At 68.1% G+C, this 19255-nt stretch carries 18 protein-coding genes; 2 read left to right on the top strand and 16 right to left on the bottom strand.

Annotated features, from left to right (window positions below; all coding sequences use genetic code 11):
- Positions 1–22 precede the first annotated feature (22 nt).
- From der to VHAB30_RS07920, 12 genes are all read right to left on the bottom strand, one after another.
- Entirely contained in the window at positions 23–1366 is a 1344-nt protein-coding gene (gene der, locus VHAB30_RS07975) for a ribosome biogenesis GTPase Der (RefSeq protein WP_062480763.1), read from the bottom strand.
- A gap of 66 nt (positions 1367–1432) precedes the next feature.
- Positions 1433–2575, bottom strand: a complete 1143-nt coding sequence (bamB, locus tag VHAB30_RS07970; protein ID WP_062480765.1) for an outer membrane protein assembly factor BamB — start codon at positions 2573–2575, stop codon at positions 1433–1435.
- 12 nt (positions 2576–2587) lie between these two features.
- Positions 2588–3280: a YfgM family protein gene (locus VHAB30_RS07965; RefSeq protein ID WP_159271539.1), complete on the bottom strand. Its 693-nt coding sequence runs from the start codon at positions 3278–3280 to the stop codon at positions 2588–2590.
- A gap of 6 nt (positions 3281–3286) precedes the next feature.
- Positions 3287–4597: a histidine--tRNA ligase gene (gene hisS, locus VHAB30_RS07960; protein WP_159271538.1), complete on the bottom strand. Its 1311-nt coding sequence runs from the start codon at positions 4595–4597 to the stop codon at positions 3287–3289.
- Between the two features lie 15 nt (positions 4598–4612).
- Positions 4613–5893 (bottom strand): flavodoxin-dependent (E)-4-hydroxy-3-methylbut-2-enyl-diphosphate synthase, encoded by a 1281-nt coding sequence (ispG, locus tag VHAB30_RS07955; protein ID WP_070061008.1) that lies wholly within the window; start codon positions 5891–5893, stop codon positions 4613–4615.
- Positions 5890–6819: a helix-turn-helix domain-containing protein gene (locus VHAB30_RS07950; protein ID WP_159276520.1), complete on the bottom strand. Its 930-nt coding sequence runs from the start codon at positions 6817–6819 to the stop codon at positions 5890–5892. Before VHAB30_RS07950 ends, ispG begins: the two co-directional genes overlap by 4 nt.
- A complete protein-coding gene (gene pilW, locus VHAB30_RS07945) occupies positions 6812–7663 on the bottom strand; it encodes a type IV pilus biogenesis/stability protein PilW (RefSeq protein WP_095745652.1) in 852 nt (283 codons plus the stop codon). Before pilW ends, VHAB30_RS07950 begins: the two co-directional genes overlap by 8 nt.
- A gap of 4 nt (positions 7664–7667) precedes the next feature.
- Positions 7668–8837 carry a 23S rRNA (adenine(2503)-C(2))-methyltransferase RlmN gene (gene rlmN / locus VHAB30_RS07940; protein ID WP_139706583.1) on the bottom strand — a complete coding sequence of 390 codons (1170 nt, stop codon included), beginning with the start codon at positions 8835–8837 and terminating at the stop codon, positions 7668–7670.
- 21 nt (positions 8838–8858) lie between these two features.
- Entirely contained in the window at positions 8859–9284 is a 426-nt protein-coding gene (gene ndk, locus VHAB30_RS07935) for a nucleoside-diphosphate kinase (RefSeq protein ID WP_013542117.1), read from the bottom strand.
- Between the two features lie 152 nt (positions 9285–9436).
- On the bottom strand, positions 9437–11284 hold the full coding sequence (locus VHAB30_RS07930; protein WP_159276504.1) for a pseudouridine synthase: 1848 nt from the start codon (positions 11282–11284) through the stop codon (positions 9437–9439).
- Entirely contained in the window at positions 11281–12243 is a 963-nt protein-coding gene (scpB, locus tag VHAB30_RS07925; RefSeq protein WP_159276502.1) for an SMC-Scp complex subunit ScpB, read from the bottom strand. Before scpB ends, VHAB30_RS07930 begins: the two co-directional genes overlap by 4 nt.
- A 128-nt stretch (positions 12244–12371) precedes the next feature.
- Positions 12372–13397, bottom strand: a complete 1026-nt coding sequence (locus tag VHAB30_RS07920) for an RluA family pseudouridine synthase (RefSeq protein WP_390903974.1) — start codon at positions 13395–13397, stop codon at positions 12372–12374.
- Positions 13398–13411: 14 nt separating this feature from the next.
- Here VHAB30_RS07920 and VHAB30_RS07915 point away from each other — a divergent pair, with 14 nt between their 5' ends.
- Positions 13412–14221 carry an outer membrane protein assembly factor BamD gene (locus VHAB30_RS07915; protein WP_062481958.1) on the top strand — a complete coding sequence of 270 codons (810 nt, stop codon included), beginning with the start codon at positions 13412–13414 and terminating at the stop codon, positions 14219–14221.
- A gap of 21 nt (positions 14222–14242) precedes the next feature.
- Here VHAB30_RS07915 and VHAB30_RS07910 read toward each other — a convergent pair whose 3' ends face one another.
- Both VHAB30_RS07910 and VHAB30_RS07905 read right to left on the bottom strand, forming a co-directional pair.
- Positions 14243–16324: an ATP-dependent DNA helicase gene (locus tag VHAB30_RS07910; protein ID WP_095745657.1), complete on the bottom strand. Its 2082-nt coding sequence runs from the start codon at positions 16322–16324 to the stop codon at positions 14243–14245.
- On the bottom strand, positions 16321–16527 hold the full coding sequence (locus tag VHAB30_RS07905; protein WP_062481953.1) for a YdcH family protein: 207 nt from the start codon (positions 16525–16527) through the stop codon (positions 16321–16323). The genes VHAB30_RS07910 and VHAB30_RS07905 overlap by 4 nt, the downstream gene beginning before the upstream one ends.
- A 107-nt stretch (positions 16528–16634) precedes the next feature.
- Here VHAB30_RS07905 and VHAB30_RS07900 point away from each other — a divergent pair, with 107 nt between their 5' ends.
- Positions 16635–17405, top strand: a complete 771-nt coding sequence (locus tag VHAB30_RS07900) for a PP2C family protein-serine/threonine phosphatase (protein ID WP_095745659.1) — start codon at positions 16635–16637, stop codon at positions 17403–17405.
- 21 nt (positions 17406–17426) lie between these two features.
- On the opposite strand, the gene VHAB30_RS07895 is transcribed toward VHAB30_RS07900, so the two are convergent.
- Together VHAB30_RS07895 and zapE are read right to left on the bottom strand one after the other, a co-directional pair.
- Positions 17427–18086, bottom strand: coding sequence for a hypothetical protein (locus VHAB30_RS07895; protein ID WP_139706286.1), 660 nt, complete (start codon positions 18084–18086; stop codon positions 17427–17429).
- Positions 18083–19180, bottom strand: a complete 1098-nt coding sequence (gene zapE / locus VHAB30_RS07890; protein ID WP_062480826.1) for a cell division protein ZapE — start codon at positions 19178–19180, stop codon at positions 18083–18085. Before zapE ends, VHAB30_RS07895 begins: the two co-directional genes overlap by 4 nt.
- Positions 19181–19255 lie beyond the last annotated feature (75 nt).

Raw genomic sequence — 19255 nt, 5'->3', positions numbered from 1 at the left:
TGCCATCGGCAGCCAAGCGCCCTCAGTTGTCCTTGTCCACGAACGGATTCTGCGAGCTTTTGAACTGGATCCGCAAGGGCGTGCCCACGAGGTCGAATTCCTTGCGGAAACGCCCTTCCAGGAAACGCTTGTAGGCGTCGGTCACATGCTCCAGCGAATTGCCGTGAATGATGATCACGGGCGGATTCATGCCGCCCTGGTGCGCATAGCGCAGCTTGGGCCGGAACATGCCACCGCGCTGGGGCGCCTGGAATTGCACCGCCTCCAGCAGCAGGCGCGTCAGCACCGGCGTCGACATCTTGCGCGTGGCCGACTTGTGGGCCTGCGCAATGGCCTGCCACACCGGGCCCAGGCCCTGGCGCTTGATGGCCGAGATGAAATGCAATGACGCGAACTTGAGGAACGGCAGGCGGGTTTCGATCTGCCGCTGGATCTGCTCGCGCTGGTAGCTGTCGACCGCATCCCACTTGTTGATGGCAATCACCACCGCACGTCCGCTTTCGAGGATGTAGCCGGCGATGTGCGCGTCCTGGTCGGTCACGCCCTGCGTGGCGTCGAGCAGCAGCAGCACGACGTTGGCCGACTCGATGGCCTGCAGCGTCTTGACCACCGAGAACTTCTCGATCGCCTCGAACACCCGGCCCTTGCGGCGCAGGCCGGCGGTGTCGATCAACTCGAAGCGCTGGCCATTGCGCTCGAACGGCACCGAGATGGCGTCGCGCGTCGTGCCGGGCATGTCGAAGGCCACCAGGCGCTCTTCGCCCAGCCAGGTATTGATCAGCGTCGACTTGCCGACGTTGGGCCGGCCGGCCACGGCCAGCTTGATCGGCTTGTTGACGTCGTCTTCGTCTTCCTCGTCGTCCGGGTCGGCCAGGTTCAGCGGCGCGAGCGCCAGCTCGACCAGGTCGCGCATGCCCTGCCCGTGCGCCGCGGACACGCCGTGCACGTCGCCGAAGCCCAGCTCGTAGAAGTCGACCAGCTTGGTGCCGTCGTGCATGCCTTCGGCCTTGTTGGCCGCCAGCACGCAGGGCTTGCCCAGCCGGCGCAGCTCGTTGGCGATGTCGTGGTCTTGCGCCGAGAGGCCTTCGCGGGCATCGACCACGAAGATCACGACGTCGGCCTCGGCCACGGCCTGCCGCGTCTGCTTTGCCATTTCCTTGTAGATGCCGCTACCGGCATCCGGCTCGAAGCCGCCGGTGTCGATCACGATGAACTCGTGCTTGCCCAGGCGGCCGTTGCCGTAGTGGCGGTCGCGCGTGAGGCCGGCGAAGTCGGCGACGATGGCGTCGCGCGTCTGGGTCAGGCGGTTGAAGAGCGTCGACTTGCCGACGTTGGGACGGCCGACCAGGGCCACGACCGGCTTCATGGCCGGCCTTTCGATGGCGCGGTTTTCATGGTCGGGCCTTGGAAGTAAGAGAAAGACAAAAAATGATTATTCAGGACGGTAGCCGAACACGCCACCCTTGGCGGTCACGACGACCACCGTGTTGCCGGCCAGCACCGGCGTCACGGTGATGGCCGAGCCGTCGGGCGTGACGCGGTTCAGCAGTGCACCGTCCTCGCGCGACACGAAGTGCAGCGTGCCGGTGCTCTCGCCGATGATCAGCGAGCGGCCCACGGCCAGCGGCGCGGTCAGTTCGCGGTTCTTCAGGCGGCTCATCTGCCAGGCGCGCTCGCCGTCGGCGCGACGCCAGGCGGTGACGCTGCCATCCGATTCGGTGCCGTAGAGAAAGCGCTCGTCGCCGCTCACGCCGTCGGCGCCCGAGGCCGGCTTGCTCCAGAGCAACTGGCCGCGCAGCGTGTCGACGCAGCCGACGCTGGCGTAGTAGGCGCGTGCGCAGACCGTGTCGCCGTAGCGGCTCACGCTGCCGGTCAGGTCGACCAGGCGTTCCACGTCGTTGGTGCCGCGCGGCGCGGCAATGGGGGCTTCCCAGCGCGAGCTGCCGTTGCCGGGGTTCATGCCGACGAGTCGGCCGCCCAGACCGGCAACCAGCGTGTCGCCGACCGCGATCAGCACGCCCGACTTGCGCAGCACGAGGTTTTCGCCCGGGCGCTGTTGCTGCCACAGGCGACGGCCGCTCTGGCCGTCCCAGGCGCTGACGCTGCGGTCGGCGGTCTGCACGAAGACGCGGCGGCCGGCCACCAGGGGCGCGGTGAAGGCCTGCGCCGACAGGCGCTGCTTCCACAGCACCTTGCCGTTCTCGATGGCGACCACTTCGTTGTTGGTGGTGACCACGGCCGTCAGCGAACCGTCGCTGCCGACACCGGCCGCCAGCGGCGCGCCGGCGCTGGCGCGCCAGGTTTCGCGACCGGCGCGGGCATCGATGGCGACGACCGTGCCGTCGCTACCGGCCACGGTCACGATGTCGCCACTGACATCGGCGGTGAGCGGGAATTCGACGCCCGGAATCCGTACGTTCCAGGCCTGGCGCACGCCCATCAGGGACGGGTTGGCCGGCAGCTCGGCGGGCTTGGGCTTGCCGGAGCCCGAGCAGGCGGCCAGGAGCGCTACCAGAACAAGAGCAGAACCCGCGCGCAGGGCGGTCGATTCAGGCATGAAACGCTTGAAATTCATGAGGGTGTGCGATCAGGAGTTCTTGGGGACGGCGGGCGTCACGGTGACGGTCGGCGCCAGGGTCTTCGGGTCGACACCGACCGCGTTGAGCTTGATCTCGACCAGCCGGCGGTAGTCCGAGCCGGCGCCAAGGCCGGTCCAGGCCTTGCGGTACTCGGCCTGCGCCTCGTCGCGCTTGCCTTGCGCCATGTAGATGTCGCCCTTGCGGTCGGCCACCAGCGGTTCGAATTCGGTCGGCACCTTGCCGTCGAGTTGCTTGAGCGCGTCGTCGTAGGACTTGGCGTCGAGCAGTTCGGCCGCGAGCCGCAGCTTGGCGATGGCCTGGTAGCCCGGGTCGACAGCGTTCTGCGCGACCCAGCCCAGCGCGGCGCGCGAGCCGTCGGCATTGCCCTTGTCGAACAGCGTCTTGGCGACCAGCAGGCCGGCTTGCTGCGCGTAGGCGGTGCCTGCGAAGCGGTCCTTCATGTCGGTCATCACGCGCTGGATGCGCTCGACGTCGCCCGACTGCGTGCTGCGCTCGACCTCGTCATAAAGGGCCGCGGCCTGGGCTGCCTTGGTGCGCTGGTAGTACTGCCAGCCATTCCAGGCCACGAAGGCGCCGGCGACAAGCAGCACGGTCCAGGTGATCAGGGTGCCGTAGGTGTTCCAGAAATGCTTGAGCTGGTCGAGCTGTTCCTGTTCTTCGAGGTCGAGATGGGTGGCCATGCGCTGTCAGAGGTTGGGAGCCGGCGATTGTAGGGTGGCGGCCCAGGTGGTCACTTCAGCAAGTGAACGGGCGGACTGCGCAACGCTGGCGTCGCGCAAGGCCTTGAGAGTCACTTCACCGCGTGCAAGTTCATCGGCGCCGAAGATCAGCGCGTAGGTGGCACCGCTGGCGTCCGCCTTGCGCATCTGCGCCTTGAAGCTCGCAAGGCCCTCGGCGGTGCTGGCGTGCATCTGCACGCGCACGCCGGTTTCGCGCAGCTGCTGCAAGGCGCGCAGCACGACGGGCATCGAGGCGGCGTCGGGCACGATGGCATAGACGTCGGGCACCGGTGCCGGCACTTCGGCGCCCTGCTCCTTCAGCAGGTCGAGCACGCGCTCGACGCCGATGGCCCAGCCCACCGCGGGCGCCGGCTTGCCGCCGATCTGGGCGATCAGGTCGTCGTAGCGGCCGCCAGCGCACACCGTGCCCTGCGCGCCGAGGCGGTCGGTCACGAACTCGAACACCGTGAGGTTGTAGTAGTCGAGTCCGCGCACGAGGCGCGGGTTGATTGTGAAGGCGATGTCGTTGGCCTTGAGGATGGCCTGCAGCCCTTCGAAGTGCGCCAGCGATTCGGCACCGAGAAAGTCGATCAGCTTCGGCGCCGACTCGACCACCTCTTTCATGGCTGGGTTCTTCGTGTCGAGGATGCGCAGCGGGTTGCTGTGCAGGCGGCGCTTGCCGTCCTCGTCGAGCTTGTCGGCGTGCTGCTCGAAGTGGGCGATGAGCTGGGCGCGGTGCAACGCGCGCTCGGCCGGCTGGCCCAGGCTGTTGAGCTCCAGGCGCACGTCGGTCAGGCCGATGGCCTTCCACAGCGCGGTGGCCAGCAGGATCAGTTCGGCGTCGACATCGGGTCCGGCAAAACCGAGCGCCTCGGCGCCGATCTGGTGGAACTGGCGGAAGCGCCCGCGCTGCGGCTTTTCGCGGCGGAACATCGGGCCCGTGTACCAGAGGCGCTTGGGGCCTTCGTAGAGCATGTTGTGCTCGATCACGGCACGCACGAGGCCGGCCGTGTTTTCCGGGCGCATCGCCAGGTGCTCCGACTGCCCATGCTTGTCCGAACGGTCTTCGAAGGCGTACATCTCCTTCTCGACGATGTCCGTCACCTCGCCGATGCCGCGCACGAACAGCGCCGTGTGCTCCAGGATCGGGGTGCGGACATTGCGGTACGCATAGCGCCCCATCAGCTCGCGCACGGTGGCTTCGAGCCACTCCCAGCGCGCCGATTCGGGCGGCAATATGTCGTTCATGCCTTTGACGGCATTCAATTTTTCAGCCATGAGTCTGCGGAGGTGTCAGGCCAGGACAGCGTGTTCGCTGCCGAAGCGCTTTTCGATGTAGGTTTCGACGAGTTGGTGGAACTCGTTGGCGATATTGTCGCCGCGCAGCGTGAGGGCCTTTTCGCCGTCGATGAAGACCGGCGCGGCCGGCGCTTCGCCCGTGCCGGGCAGGCTGATGCCGATGTCGGCGTGCTTGCTCTCGCCGGGGCCGTTGACGATGCAGCCCATGACGGCCACCTTCAGCGTCTCGACACCGGGGTACTTCTTGCGCCAGACCGGCATCTGCAGGCGCAGGTAGTCGTCGATCTGCTTGGCCAGTTCCTGGAAGGTGGTGCTCGTGGTGCGGCCGCAGCCCGGACAGGCCGTGACGCTCGGCACGAACACGCGCAGGCCCAAGGCCTGGAGGATTTCGTTGGCGATCAACACTTCCTGCGTGCGCGACTCGCCCGGCTGCGGCGTGAGCGACACGCGGATCGTGTCGCCGATGCCCTCTTGCAGCAGGATCGACAGCGCCGTGGCCGAAGCCACCGTGCCCTTGGTGCCCATGCCGGCCTCGGTCAGGCCCAGGTGCAACGGGTTGTCGCAGCGCTTCGCGAGTTCGCGGTAGACCGAGATCAGGTCCTGCACGCCGCTCACCTTGCACGACAGGATGACCTGGTTGCCGGCCATGCCCATCGACTCGGCCAGCTTCGCGGATTCGATGGCCGAGGTGATCAGCGCCTCGTACATCACCTGCTTGGCGTCCCAGGGCTCGGCGCGCTGGCTGTTGGTGTCCATCAGGCTGGCGAGCAGTTCCTGGTCGAGGCTGCCCCAGTTCACGCCGATGCGCACCGGCTTGTTCCAACGCATGGCCGCGTCGATCATCTGGCCGAACTGCTTGTCCTTCTTGTCGCCCTTGCCCACGTTGCCGGGGTTGATGCGGTACTTGCTCAGCGCCTCGGCGCAGGCCGGATAGTCGGTGAGCAGGCGGTGGCCGTTGTAGTGGAAGTCGCCGATCAGCGGCACGTCGATGCCCATGCGGTCGAGCTGCTCGCGGATGTAGGGCACCTGAGCGGCGGCCTCGGGCGTGTTGACGGTGATGCGGACCATCTCGGAGCCCGCAATGGCGAGTTCCTTGACCTGGATCGCGGTGCCGATGGCATCGACCGTGTCGGTGTTGGTCATCGACTGCACGCGCGTGGGCGCGTCGCCCCCCACCGTGACGATGCGCGGGCCCCAGACCACGCTGGCCTGGCGCGAGCGGCGCGCCTTGGGCGCCGCCGATTCGATGGGTTGGGGAGTGCAGTCGGTTGTCACGATTTCACCTCGAAACGCGCCACGCCGCCACCGCGGGTGACAGGCTTCAGATCGTAGGGCTTTCCGTTCACCTGCACATCGACGGCCGATGCACGCCCCACCACCACGGACAGCGGCAGCGTGCCGGACAGCCCGACGGTCTCGCCGACCTGCAGGCTGCGGCGCAGCAGCTGCTTGCCGCCGGCTTCGGTGACGGTGATCCAGCATTCCTCGCGCGCCACGAAGACGAGCTGCTGGCTGCTGGCGGTGCTGGTGTTGGCGACGGTCGCGAGGGGCGCGGAGGCCGGGGCGGCTGGCGCGGCAGCCGCCACGCCGGCGGCCGGTGCGGCGCCCACGGGGCCGGTCGGCGCCACGGCCTGCGTCGGCACGGGCTCCGAGACATCGGCCGGATCAGCGGGCGGCGGCATGGTCTCGCCCTCGTTCTTTGCGGTCAGCCGCGCGACGGAGGCGCCGATCTGGTCGAACGCCGATTGCGGCATCCAGAACAGCACGCCGGCGCCGATCAAGAGCAGCACCACGACCGTCAGCAGCGCGCGCGACGGCAGGCCGCCGGAGCGTCCACCGTTCCAGCGCGGCGTGTCGGAGACCACGCGGGCATTCAACGTGCGATTGGTTTCAGCGAGCGGTGCGCGTTGCGCGCCCGGCAGCTTGGCGAGCACGGGCGCCGGATCGATGCGCAGTGCGCGGCACACGCTGCTGGCCAGGGCCCGGGCGAACACCGGGTCGGGCAGCGAGGCGATGTCGTCGGCCTCGAGTGCGATCAGCTTTTGCGGCGGCACCTTGAGCGCCGCGGCCACCATCTCGATGTGCAGGCCATGCGCTTCGCGCGCCTCGCGCAGCATGTCGCCGGCCGTCTTGTGCGCGACGTCGCCTTCTGCCAGCGGCAGTGCCGCGGACGTCCCGAACTCCGAAACCCGTTCAGTCATTGAAATTCCCGCGCTCGTACGCCATTGCCTCCCGCGATTGAGGGAAACGTCGTTGCAGTTGACCGCCCAGCTGCGCGACAGCCTCGCGGTTGTTGAGCTTCCGTTCGATCTTGATGCCGAGCCAGAGCGTCTCGGCATTGGCCGAGGGGCTGTTGTTGACACGGCGGACGTAGAACTGCGCGCGCGACCATTCTTCGCGCTGCGCCAGCACCGAGGCCAGGTTGAAGCCGACCACCGGATTGCCGGCATCGAGCTCGTAGGCCTGCAGGAGGCTGCGCTCGGCCTGCGGCCGCTGGCCGGCCTTGAGCTCGCACACCCCCTGGGTCATGAGCGTCTTGGCACGGTCGGCATAGCTGGGCACGGCCAGTGCCGCGGCGAACTGCTGCGCGGCGTCGCCGTAGCGGTTCTGCTGGCACAGCAGCCAGCCATAGTTGTGGCGCGTGTTGGCGTCGCGCGGATTGATCGCGACCGCCCGGCGGAAGCTGTCTTCGGCCTGACCGGCGTCGTCCAGTCGCATGTAGACCAGGCCCCGCAAGTTGTAGGCGTCGGCGTAGTTCGGGTCGATGGCCAGCACCTGCTTGAGCTCTTCGAGGGCGACCGAGGGCTGGCCGTGCTCGAAGTAGCCGGCGGCCAGCTCCATCCGCAGGCGGGCACGGCGACGGTTGTTTTCGTCGACGTCGGTCACGGCAGTGGTACCACTGTCGGCCCCGCTGCCGACAAGCCCGGTGGTGGTGGTTCGCGTGTTGACGCAGCCCGCGAGAAGAAGCGCCACGGCGACGCTCGCGATTCCTGCGCTCAGCACTCGCTGCACGCTCGCGGTCGTCGTCGGAAAGGCCATGCTCATTGCGTCAATGCTCCTGGGGAACGGTGGTCTTGGGGGTCTTGGCGCGGGTCGGGTGCAGAACGACGGGACGCTCGGCCACCGCCGCACGGCGCTGGGCCATGCGCTCGGCCGCACGGGTGCGGTCTTTCACGTCGCCGGCGAGTTGTCCGCAAGCGGCATCGATGTCGTCACCGCGCGTCTTGCGCACGGTGGTCACGAGGCCCGCTTCACTCAGCGTGCGGGCAAAGGCCAGCACGCGCGGTTGCGGCGAGCGCAGCAGGCCCGACGCCGGAAACGGGTTGAACGGAATCAGGTTGAACTTGCACGAGACGTCGTGCTTGCGCACGAGCTCGATCAGCTGGCGCGCATGTTCGGGCTGGTCGTTCACGCCGTCGAGCATGCAGTATTCGAAGGTGATGAAGTCGCGCGGCGCGTGCACGAGGTAGCGCTTGCAGGCCTCGAGCAGTTCGGCGATCGGGTACTTGCGATTGAGCGGCACGAGGTCGTCGCGCAGCGCATCGTTGGGCGCATGCAGCGAGACAGCCATGGCCACGGCGCAATCGGTGCCCAGGCGGTCGATCATCGGCACCACGCCGGAGGTCGACACCGTGACCCGGCGGCGCGACAGCCCATAGGCGTTGTCGTCGAGCATGGTGCGCAAGGCGGGCACCAGCGCCGAATAGTTCTGCAGCGGCTCGCCCATGCCCATCATCACCACGTTGGAGATGACGCGCTCGTCGCGCTTGAGGTGCTTGCGCAGGAAGTGCTCGGCGAACCAGAGCTGGGCGACGATTTCGCCCGTGGTGAGGTTGCGGCTGAAGCCCTGATGCCCGGTCGAGCAAAAGCGGCAGCCCACGGCGCAACCGGCCTGCGACGACACGCACAGCGTGCCGCGGTCGTCTTCGGGGATGAACACGGCCTCGACCGCATCGCCGCCGCCGACGTCGAACAGCCACTTGATCGTGCCGTCCTTGGATTCATGCTGCGTGAGGACCGACAAGGCCTCCACGCGCGCGGTGGTCGCGAGTTTCTCGCGCAGCGACTTCGCCAGATCGGTCATCTGGGTGAAGTCGCTGGCGCCACGCTGGTGGATCCAGCGGAACAGCTGCGTGGCGCGGAATTTTTTCTCGCCGAGTTTTTCGCAGAACGCAGCCAGCCCGTCGAGATCGAATTCGAGCAGATTGGCTGTGGTCATGAATTCAGGCGAGCAACGGCTTCAGCGTGCGTAGACGTTGAGACCGGCGAAGAAGAACGACACTTCGTTGGCAGCCGTTTCGGGCGCGTCCGAGCCGTGAACGGCGTTGGCGTCGATGCTGTCGGCGAAGTCGGCGCGGATGGTGCCGGCGGCTGCCTTCTTGGGGTCCGTGGCGCCCATCAGGTCACGGTTCTTGGCGATGGCGTTCTCGCCTTCGAGCACTTGCACGAACACGGGGCCCGAGATCATGAACTCGACGAGGTCCTTGAAGAAGGGACGCTCCTTGTGCACCGAGTAGAACTGCTCGGCTTCGTTGCGCGACAGGTGAACCAGCTTGGCGGCGACGATCTTGAGGCCGGCAGCCTCGAAGCGGGAAACGATCTTGCCGATGACGTTCTTGGCGACGGCGTCGGGCTTGATGATGGAAAGGGTACGTTCGATAGCCATTGAAATGCTTCCTGAGCTTTGATTTTGAAGTGTTTTGTCACAACTGCAACGAGTTTGTTTCGCGGCACGTCGACAAAGCCTCTGATTTTAACCGGCGCGACCTGCGGGATTGGTGAAAACCCCGCGAAAGGCCGCGCTCCGACGGCTGGCTTTCAGCGTCCGCGACGGCGTCCGCCGCCACCACCGCCAAAGCCACCACCGCCGCCTTGCGAACCGCCACCACCGCCGCGGCGTCCCGGACCGCCGCGTTGTTCCTTGCGCTGGCGCGAGAAGCTGTCGGCACCGATGTAGCCGAGCGAGGTCTTCATCGGATCGGGCTGGTTCGCACCGCCGCCACCGCCAGCACCCGCCGACCGGTTGCCACCGCCGCCCTGCCCTTGCCCCTGGCCACCCTGACGGTTGCCGGGACCGGCGTTGCCGCGGCGCCCCTGCTGTGGCGGGCCACCGTTGCCACCGCCCCGATTGGGACCACCGCGCCCTCCACGCTCACCGCGCGGCGGACGACCGTCGCCCAGCGGACTCGGGATCGGTGCTTCGCCGCGCGCTTCACGCGGCTGACCGCCACCCATGCCGCCGTTGCGGTTGTTGTTGTTGCCGCGGCGCTTCTTGTTCCGGCCGTTGCGACCGCCACCCTCCGGCCCGCCGGGACCGCGCTGCGACGGACCCGCCGGTCGCGCCTGCGCACCGCCCGAAGCCTGGAACAGCGCCTGGATGTCGCGCTCGTCCAGCTCCATCCAGGCACCGCGCTTGAGACCGCGCGGCAGCACCATCGCGCCGTAGCGGATGCGGATGAGTCGGCTGACCGCATGGCCCACCGACTCGAACAGGCGGCGCACCTCGCGGTTGCGGCCTTCGGAAATGGTCACGCGATACCAGCAGTTGGAGCCTTCGCCGCCACCGTCTTCGATGGTGCCGAACTGCGCCATGCCGTCGTCCAGGCGCACGCCCTCGAGCAGCTTTTTCTTTTCTTCGCTGGTGAGCGCACCCAGCACGCGCACCGCGTACTCACGCTCCAGGCCGAAGCGCGGGTGCATGAGCTGGTTGGCCAGGTCGCCGGAGCTGCTGAACAGCAGCAGGCCTTCGGTGTTCAGATCGAGCCGGCCGACCGACTGCCACTTGCCCTGCTGCAGACGCGGCAGCTTGCGGAACACCGTCGGGCGGTTCTGCGGGTCGTCGTGCGTGACGACCTCGCCCACGGGCTTGTGGTACGCGATCACGCGCGGCGGCGGCGGTGCGATGCGGTAGCGGATCGGCTTGCCGTTGATCTTGACCTGGTCGCCGTACTGGATGCGCTGACCGATGTGGGCCGGCTCGTTGTTGACCGAGATGCGGCCCTGCAAGATGAGTTGCTCCATCTCGAGGCGCGAACCGAGACCGGCCTGCGCCAGCACCTTGTGCAGCTTGGGCGAATCGGCCTCGGGCAGCAGCACGCGCTTGAGCGGCGGCACCTCGGGGCTTTCCTCGTCGGCGTCGAACTGGCCGGAAATGACGTCGGCAAAACGGATCGGCTCGGTCGGCGGCGCATTGCGCTGCTCGCGCTCGGCGGCGCGACGGGCGCGGTCGAGGTCGTCTTCCTCTTCGTCGGGCTCGTCTTCCTCGTCGTCTTCGTCGTCCCCACGGTCGTCGTCCTGGTCTTCGTCGGACATCTGGGGACGCTGTGCTTCGACCGGCGCCGGCTCGTCTGCCTCGGCTGCCACCACTTCCGCAGCCACGGGCGCCACATCGGGCTGGACCGTCGCGGGAGCTTCCGCAGCAGGAGCGACTTCCGCCGCGCTCACCAATTGCTCATCGGCAGCCGGCGCCTCGACCACCTTCTTCTTGCGGGGTGCACGCGGCTTCTTCGGCGCTTCCCCGGCCTCGGCCCCTGCCGGCTCTGCGGGCGCAGCGACGGATTCAACAGCAACTTCCGTCACCTTCTTGGGCGTGGCGGCCCGCTTCCGCTTCTTGACTTCGGGTTCGACCGGCAGCATCGCTGCGTCGTCGGTGTCGGATGAGCTCATGGGGTTTTTCCGGGAGAAACAGCGTGGGGGTCGTGGGGGTCGGTCTCGTCCGCTGCGGGGGACGGGACGTCGGATTCGGGTTCTTCGGGCACGGCGGCCACTTCGGGTTCGGCGGGCGGCTCGCCGGTTTCTGGCTCGGACACAGGCAACGCCTCATCGACGGGCTCGGCGGCCTCGGCGGCCTCGGCGGCCTCGGCGGCCTCGGCGATCGCCACCACCTCTTCGGCAAACTCTGCCGCGTCGGTCGAGACGACCTCTGCCAGCTCAGCCGACTCGGGCGGCGCATCGACCATGGCGAGTTCCGCCTGCACGCCTTCTTCTTCATCTGCTGGCGCTGCGACCTCTACAGATTCCGCAACGGCCTCTTCCGCCGCATCGCCGTCGATCGGCAGCCCCGGCTGGTCACCCGCGGCCTGCTGCAGTGCGTCAACCAGCGCCGCCTGCTGCGCAGGCGTTTCCACCAGCGGCAGCTGGTCCAGCGAGGCCAGCCCCAGGTCGTCGAGGAACTGGCGGGTGGTCGCGTAGAGCGCGGGCCGGCCGACCGTTTCGCGGTGGCCGATCACCTCGACCCAGCCCCGGTCTTCGAGCTGCTTCAGGATCAGCGAGTTGATCGTGACGCCGCGGATATCTTCCATGTCGCCGCGCGTGGCCGGCTGCCGGTAGGCAATGATGGCCAGCGTCTCGAGCGCGGCGCGCGTGTAGCGCGGCGGCTTCTCGGGATGCAGGCGATCAAGGGCATCGCGCATCTCGGGCCGGCTCTGGAAACGCCAGCCGCTGCCGACGCTCACCAGCTCCAGGCCGCGTTGCGCCCAGTCTTCCTGCAGTTCGAGCAACAGCACCTTGATCGTGTCCACGCCCAGCTCGTCGTCGAACAGCACGCGCATGTCGCGCACCGGCAGCGGCTGGCTCGAACAGATCAAGGCGGTTTCGAGAATGCGCTTGGCATCCGCCGTATTCATGGTTCGCGTTATCCGGAAAAAGGCGCCTGGCGACGCTTGTTCAGATGGATGGAAGGGGTAGGCGTTGCCGGCACGCGGCGAGTGCAACGCAAGGCCGGCATCGGGTGGCCGGCGCGGCCCTCGGGCCGTCAGGCGCGATTGTAATCCAGCCCCCAGGTCTGCAAAGCCTGGGCCAGATCGGGCGGCGGTGGCGAACGAAACTCCATCGCCTGCTGCGTGACGGGATGCACGAACGCCAGCCGGAACGCATGCAGCGCCTGCCGCGACAGCCCCGCCGCGGGCGCGCCGCCATACAGCGCGTCCCCGACCAGCGGATGGCCGATCGACGCCATATGCACGCGGATCTGGTGGGTGCGACCGGTTTCGAGCGTGCAACGCACCGCGCAGCCGTCGGTGTGGCTGTCGAGCCGTTCGATCAAGGTGCGCGCGGTCTTGCCCGCGTGGCGCTCGAGGTCGACCACGGCCATGCGCAGCCGATTGCGCGGATCGCGGCCGATCGGCGCATCGACCTGCCGCGCCGCCGCGCCTTCCCAGGCCTTGTGCCCCATCGCCAAGTACTGGCGCTTCACGTCGCGCGCAGCGATCAGCGCCACCATGGCGTCCATCGCGGCCCGCGTGCGCGCCACCACCATCAGGCCGCTGGTGTCGCGGTCGAGGCGGTGCACGATGCCCGCGCGCGGCAGCAGCACGGCCTTCGGGTCGAGCGCCAGCAGCCCGTTCAGCAGCGTGCCGCTCCAGTGGCCCGGCGCCGGATGCACCACCAGGCCGGCGGGTTTGTCGATGATTCGCAGGTGTTCGTCTTCGTGGACGGTGACCAGGTCCATCGCCTCGGGCCGAAAGGCCTGGCTTTGGGGCGTGGGCCGCAGTTCGATGCGTCCCGACTGGCCCGCGCGCACCGTGGCAGAGACCTTGGTGAGCGTGCGCCCTTGCAGCTCGACGGCGCCGGCCTCAATGAGTTGCTGAAGGTAACTGCGCGAAAACTCGGGCACCAGCGCCGCCAGGGCGCGGTCGAGCCGCTGCCCGTGCTGCGCGGCGTCGATGGCGAAGGGCCGCAACTCGCTGGGCTCCGCGAGATCGGCGCCCTCTTCAGGTTCAGGCCCTTCCGGGGGATCGGTCAGGGGGTCGGTCGATATAATTGAGGGCAACTGTTTCACGAAAGCCGTATGTGATGTTTCGCGCCAAATTATCGGTCCCTGCCTGGATCGCGCTCAGCGCGGCGGCCCTTCTCGTCGCCGGTTGCGGTTCCACCACCAAGGAAGACAAGACCGCGAACTGGAGCCCCAACCGCATCTACTCGGAAGCCAAGGACGAAGTCGGCTCCGGCGCCTACGACAAGGCGGTGCCGCTGTACGAGAAGCTCGAAGGCCGTGCCGCCGGCACGCCGCTGGCCCAGCAGGCCCAGCTCGAGAAGGCCTACGCCCAGCACAAGGCCGGCGAAAAGGCCAACGCCATCGCCACGCTCGACCGCTTCATGAAGCTGCACCCGGCCAGCCCGGCGTTCGATTACGCGCTCTACCTGAAGGGCGTGATCAACTTCAACGACGACCTGGGTATGTTCGCGTTCCTGACGCGTCAGGACCTGTCCGAGCGCGACCAGAAGGCCGCCAAGGAATCGTTCGAATCCTTCCGTGAGCTCGTGACGCGCTTCCCCGAGTCGCGCTATGCGCCCGACGCGCGCCAGCGCATGAACTACATCGTGAACTCGCTCGCGCAGTACGAAGTTCATGTGGCCCGCTATTACTACTCGCGTGGCGCCTACCTGGCGGCCATCAACCGGGCGCAGATCGCGCTGTCCGACTACCGCGAAGTGCCGGCGCTCGAAGAAGCCCTGTACATCATGGTGAAGTCGTACGACGCGCTCGGCATGAAGGACCTGCGCGACGACGCACAACGCGTGCTGACCACCAACTATCCGCAGAGCACCTACCTGGCGAACGGCTTCAAGGGCAGCACCGACCCCTGGTGGAAGCTCTGGTAATCCAGCGCCTCCCGGTAGATATCAATAGGGTTTCCTGAGCGCGTCGATCGCGCTCTCGAAATCCGCTTCGGTTTCCAGCCGGCGCATCGGCGGCAACGCCGCCAGCAGCCGCCGGCCATAGCCCATCGCCACGAGGCGCGTGTCGCAGATCGCGAGCACGCCGCTGTCGGTTTCACGGCGAATGAGGCGCCCCGCCCCCTGTTTCAATGCCACGGCCGCTTCGGGCAGCGAGTAGTCGCTGAACGAGCTGCGCCCCTGCGCTTCGAGCCGCTGCGAGCGGGCCTCCACCAGCGGGTCGTTGGGCGGAGGGAACGGCAGCTTGTCGATCACGACGAACTGCAGCGCGTCGCCCGGCGCATCGAAACCTTCCCAGAACGACGCCGATGCCACCAGCACGCAGCCCGCGCGCCCGTTGCTCGCGCCTTCGCGGAAGCGGTCCATGAGCACGCGCTTGGGCAGCTCGCCCTGCACCAGCACCTCGGGCCGCGCCTCCGTCTGAAGCAGTTCGAACTGCTGGCGCATCGCGTCGCCGATGGTGCGCAGCGCGCGCAGCGTGGTGGTCAGCACGAGCGTGCGCCCGCCGAGTTCGGCGGCTCCGTGCGCGGCCAGCTTGGCCACCTGCTGGCTGTGCGTGGGATCGTTGGGCTTCGGAAAGGCCCGCGGCACGTAGATCGCCGCCTGCGAGGCGTAGTCGAACGGACTTTGCACGCGCAGCACTTCGGCATCGCGCAGGCCACAGGGTTCGGTGAACCAGCGCAGCGTCGGGTCGTCGCCCAGCGTGGCGGAGGTGAAGACCCAGGCGCGGCGGCTGTCTTCCTGCGGCGGCGGTGGGACGGCACCGTGCTCGGGGTCTTCCTCGTCGTCGCCGTAGGGCAAGTCGGACTCCACGGGCTCGTCGGCCAGCTTGAGCACCCGCTTGCGCATCGCATCGGCGATGTCGAGCGGCGACTCGATCAGCCGCAGCTGCGTGCCCACATCGACCCAGCGCACCGAGTCGAGCTCGCACGGCTGCGCGAAACGCGCCGTGCGCTTGGCGAGCTGGCGCGCGCGCTCGTGCAGGCGCACGAAGTCGGGCGAGATCTCGCTCACCGTGTCCAGCCCGTCGGCGGCCAGCACGAAGGCGTCCTGCAGGTCGTCGAGTGCGCCCTGCCAGGCGTCGGCATTCACGCCCTCGGGGGCCGGGCCGATCCAGCGCAGCTTGGCCCCCGGCCATTGCTTGCCGACCACCAGCCGCAGTTCGCGCGCCGCGCGTTCGACGCCCGCCACCAACTGCTGCCAGTCGACCAACCCGCGCGCATGCTGCAGGCCGGCGCCGAGCATGTCGCGCGCGAAATCGAGCGCCTGCCCGCTGCCGAGCTGCGCGCCCAGGAACTGCACGCCGGTCTCGTTGAGCTGGTGCGCCTCGTCGAACACGACGACGCTCACGGTCGGCAGCAGCTCGGCCATGCCGGTTTCGCGCACCGCGAGGTCGGCGAAGAACAGGTGGTGGTTGATGACCACGATGTCGGCCGCCAGCGCCTCGCGCCGCGCCAGGTTGACGTGGCAGGCCTTGAACTGCGGGCATTGCGCGCCCAGGCAGTTCTCGCGCGTGGAAGTGATCAGCGGAATCAGCGGCGAGCGTTCGTCGAGCCCCGGCAGTTCGGCGAGGTCGCCGGTGCGCGTGGCTTTCGACCACTGCTCGATCTTCGCCAGCGTGCGCAGGCTACCGCGCTCGGGCAGCGAGGCGTCGTGGCGCGCCATGTCGAGCCGGTGCAGGCACAGGTAGCTGCCCCGCCCTTTCAGCAGCGCCGTGCGTATCGGCAGCGCGAATGCCTCGACGAGGCGCGGCAGGTCGCGGCCGAACAGCTGATCCTGCAGGGTCTTGGTGGCGGTCGAGAGCAGCACGCGCTCGCCGCTCAGCAGCGCCGGCACGAGGTACGAGAAGGTCTTGCCCACGCCGGTGCCGGCTTCGACCACGAGCATGCCGCCGTCGGAGATGGTGCGGGCCACGGCCATCGCCATCTCGGTCTGGCCGCCGCGTTCGCGGAACTGCTCGGCGGCCTGCGACAGCACCCCGTCCTGCGCGAACGCATCGCGCACCTGGTTTTCGAGCGGCGACGTCACGCCGGTTCTTTCGGGTCCAGCGCGTTCTCGAGCTGGGCGATCTGGTCGCGCAGGGCGAGGCGGCGCTTTTTCAGGCGGCGCATCAGCAGTTCGTCCTGCGGCGTGCCGTCTTCCGAGAGCCGGTCGATGGTGGCGTCCAGGTCGGCATGCGCGATGCGCAGCTCGATCAGCTGACGGGAAAGGGAATGAAGATTGGAGTCCAACGGTGGGGGTGCGCGTGCCGCATGGGGCCGCGCGTGTTCATTCGATAATACGTCCTGACACGAACCCCAGAGAAGACAGAAAGCGCGCCTCTGGCGCCCCAGCGCTCATGACCCAAGGCTTTCGACTCGCCGCCGCCACCGGCCTCCACAAGGGGGATCGCCCCTACCAGCAGGACCAGGTGCTGTTGATGAGCCACCCCCGCACGCCGGGCTGTGTGCTCGGCGTCATCGCCGACGGCATGGGCGGGCGCAGCGGCGGGCGCAAGGCATCCGACCAGGTGCTCATGACCGCGCGCCAGCTCTTCACCCGCTACAGCCCCGAGCGCGACGACCCTGCCGTCGTGCTGCGCCAGCTGCTCGAAGACGCCCACACGGTGATCAAGCTCACCGCGCTGTCGAGCGAGCAGGAGCCGCACAGCACGCTGGCCGCCTTCCTGATGAACCCCAAGGGCGACTGCGCCTGGATCCATGCGGGCGACTCGCGCATCTATCACTTCAACGACGGCGCGCTGGTCAAGCGCACGCGCGACCATTCGTACGTGCAGGCCCTGGTCGATCGCGGCCAGATCAGCGAGGCCGAGGCCAACATCCATCCGCAGGGCAACATCCTGCTGGGCTGCCTGGGCATGACGACCACGCCGCCGCCCGTCGATCCGCACCACATTGCCAAGCTGCAGCCGGGCGACCTGCTGATGGCCTGCAGCGACGGCCTGTGGCACTACTTCTCGCCCGAGGAACTGGCCAGCGTGCTGTACGCGCAGCCGCCGCGCGACGCAGTGGAAATCCTGGTGGGAGAAGCGCGGCGCCGTGCGCGCGGCACGGGCGACAACATCTCGATCGCGGTGCTCAAGCTCGACCGGCTGCCCGCGGCGGCCTGAGCGCCCGCCCTCTTTCAAGGATCAGGGCGAGGAAGCCGCCGGTGCCGGTGGCAACGGTGCGCCGCGCGGCTTGGTGCGCTCGGCGTTCTGGCGTTCGCGGTTGGCGCGGTGTTCCGCCGCCCGCTTCTGCTTGTCCTCGAAGCGCGTGGTCGCGGCCGGCGCTTCGGCGCGGCGCTGGGCCGCCTTGGCCTGCTCGTCGGCATGGGCCTTCTGCTTGTTCTCGAACTGGCGCTGGCGCTCGGCGGCGTCGGCCGCGGTCGCGGCGCGGCTCGCGGCGTGGTCGGCGGCGCGCTGCTCACGCGCCTTCTGGTCTTCCTGCGACTTTTCGCGCTGTTCGCGCGAATCCTGCGGGCGCTGGGTGGCGGCCTTCTGGTCGAGCTTCTGCAGCTCGGCCGCGCCGCTGCGCTGGCGCTGAATGTCGTTGATCGCGGTTTCCTGTCGCTTGATGTGGTCGGTTTCCTTGCGACGGCGGCTGCGGCTTTCGCGCAGGCAGTCTTCGACCGCGAACTTCTTGTAGCAGGCCGCGCGCTCCTTCGCGTAGCGCGACTCGATGACCTCGCGCTCGGCCGCCAGGCGGCTGCGTTCGGCTTCGAGGTCGGCGTTGCCCGCCGCCGCATTGGACTGGGCCCACAGCGGCAGGCTGGCCAAGGCCAGGAACAGGGCAAGAGCGGTTTTTTTCATGTGAGTCGGGTGTCGACGATGCGGCGTTCCAGGGCGAGGAATTCGCTCGACTGCATTTCGGTGAGCCGGGACACCGTGCGCGGAAACTCGTGCGCCAGCGGCCCCTCGGTGTACAACGCCTCGGGCGGAACCTCGGCCGACATGATGAGCTTGCAGCGCCGGTCGTACAAGACGTCGACCAGCCAGGTGAAACGGCGTGCTTCCGAGGCCATGCGCACCGGCATGTGCGGCACGTCGGACAGCAGCACGGTGTGGAACTGGCTTGCGATCTCGAGGTAGTCGTTCTGCGAACGCGGGCCGCCGCACAGCGTCTTGAAGTCGAACCACACCACGCCGCCGGCCTTGCGCAGCGCGCGGATCTCGCGCTGCTCGATGTGCAGGATCGGGTTCTCGTCGGCCGTCTCGGCCAGCTTGTCGAAGGCGTGGCGCATTTCCTTCTCGGCCGCCGCGTCGTTCGGCGTGAGGTACATGCGCAGCTGCTCCAGCGTGCGGCGCCGGTAGTCGGTGCCGTTGTCCACGCTCAGCACTTCGAGCTTCTGGTTGAGCAGTGCAATGGCGGGCAGGATGCGGTCGCGGTGCAGGCCGCCGGGGTACAGGTCGTCGGGCTTGAAGTTCGAGGTGGTGACAAAGCCCACGCCGTTGTCGAACAGCGCCACGAGCAGGCGGTGCAGGATCATCGCGTCGGTGATGTCCGCGACGTGGAACTCGTCGAAGCAGATCAGCTTGTAGCGCTTGGAGATGCGCAGCCCCAGCTCGTCGAGCGGGTTCACGGTGCCCTGCAGGTCGCGCAGCTCGCGGTGCACTTCGCGCATGAACTCGTGGAAGTGCAGGCGCGTCTTGCGCCGCAGCGGCACGGCGTTGAAGAACAGGTCCATCAGGAAGCTCTTGCCGCGCCCCACGCCGCCGTACATGTAGACGCCGCGCGGCAGCTCCGGCCGGTTGATGAGCTTCTTCAGCGCATTGGAGCGCCGGGCCTTGTACTCGCCCCACTCGGTGGCGCAGCGGTCGAGCGCCTCGACGGCCGCGAGTTGTGCGGGATCGCTCTTGAACCCGCGTGCCGCGAGTTCCGCTTCGTAAGCCTGTTTGACGCTCAAGGGATCGGATCGCTTCAAAAATGGAGAGCCCCGACCGCCCCGCGAGGGTCGATCGGGGCCGGGTTCGCTCAAGAA

The organism is Variovorax boronicumulans, from assembly GCF_009811375.1.
GTDB classification, from domain to species: domain Bacteria; phylum Pseudomonadota; class Gammaproteobacteria; order Burkholderiales; family Burkholderiaceae_C; genus Variovorax; species Variovorax boronicumulans.
This window is presented reverse-complemented; position numbering and strand designations above follow the sequence as displayed.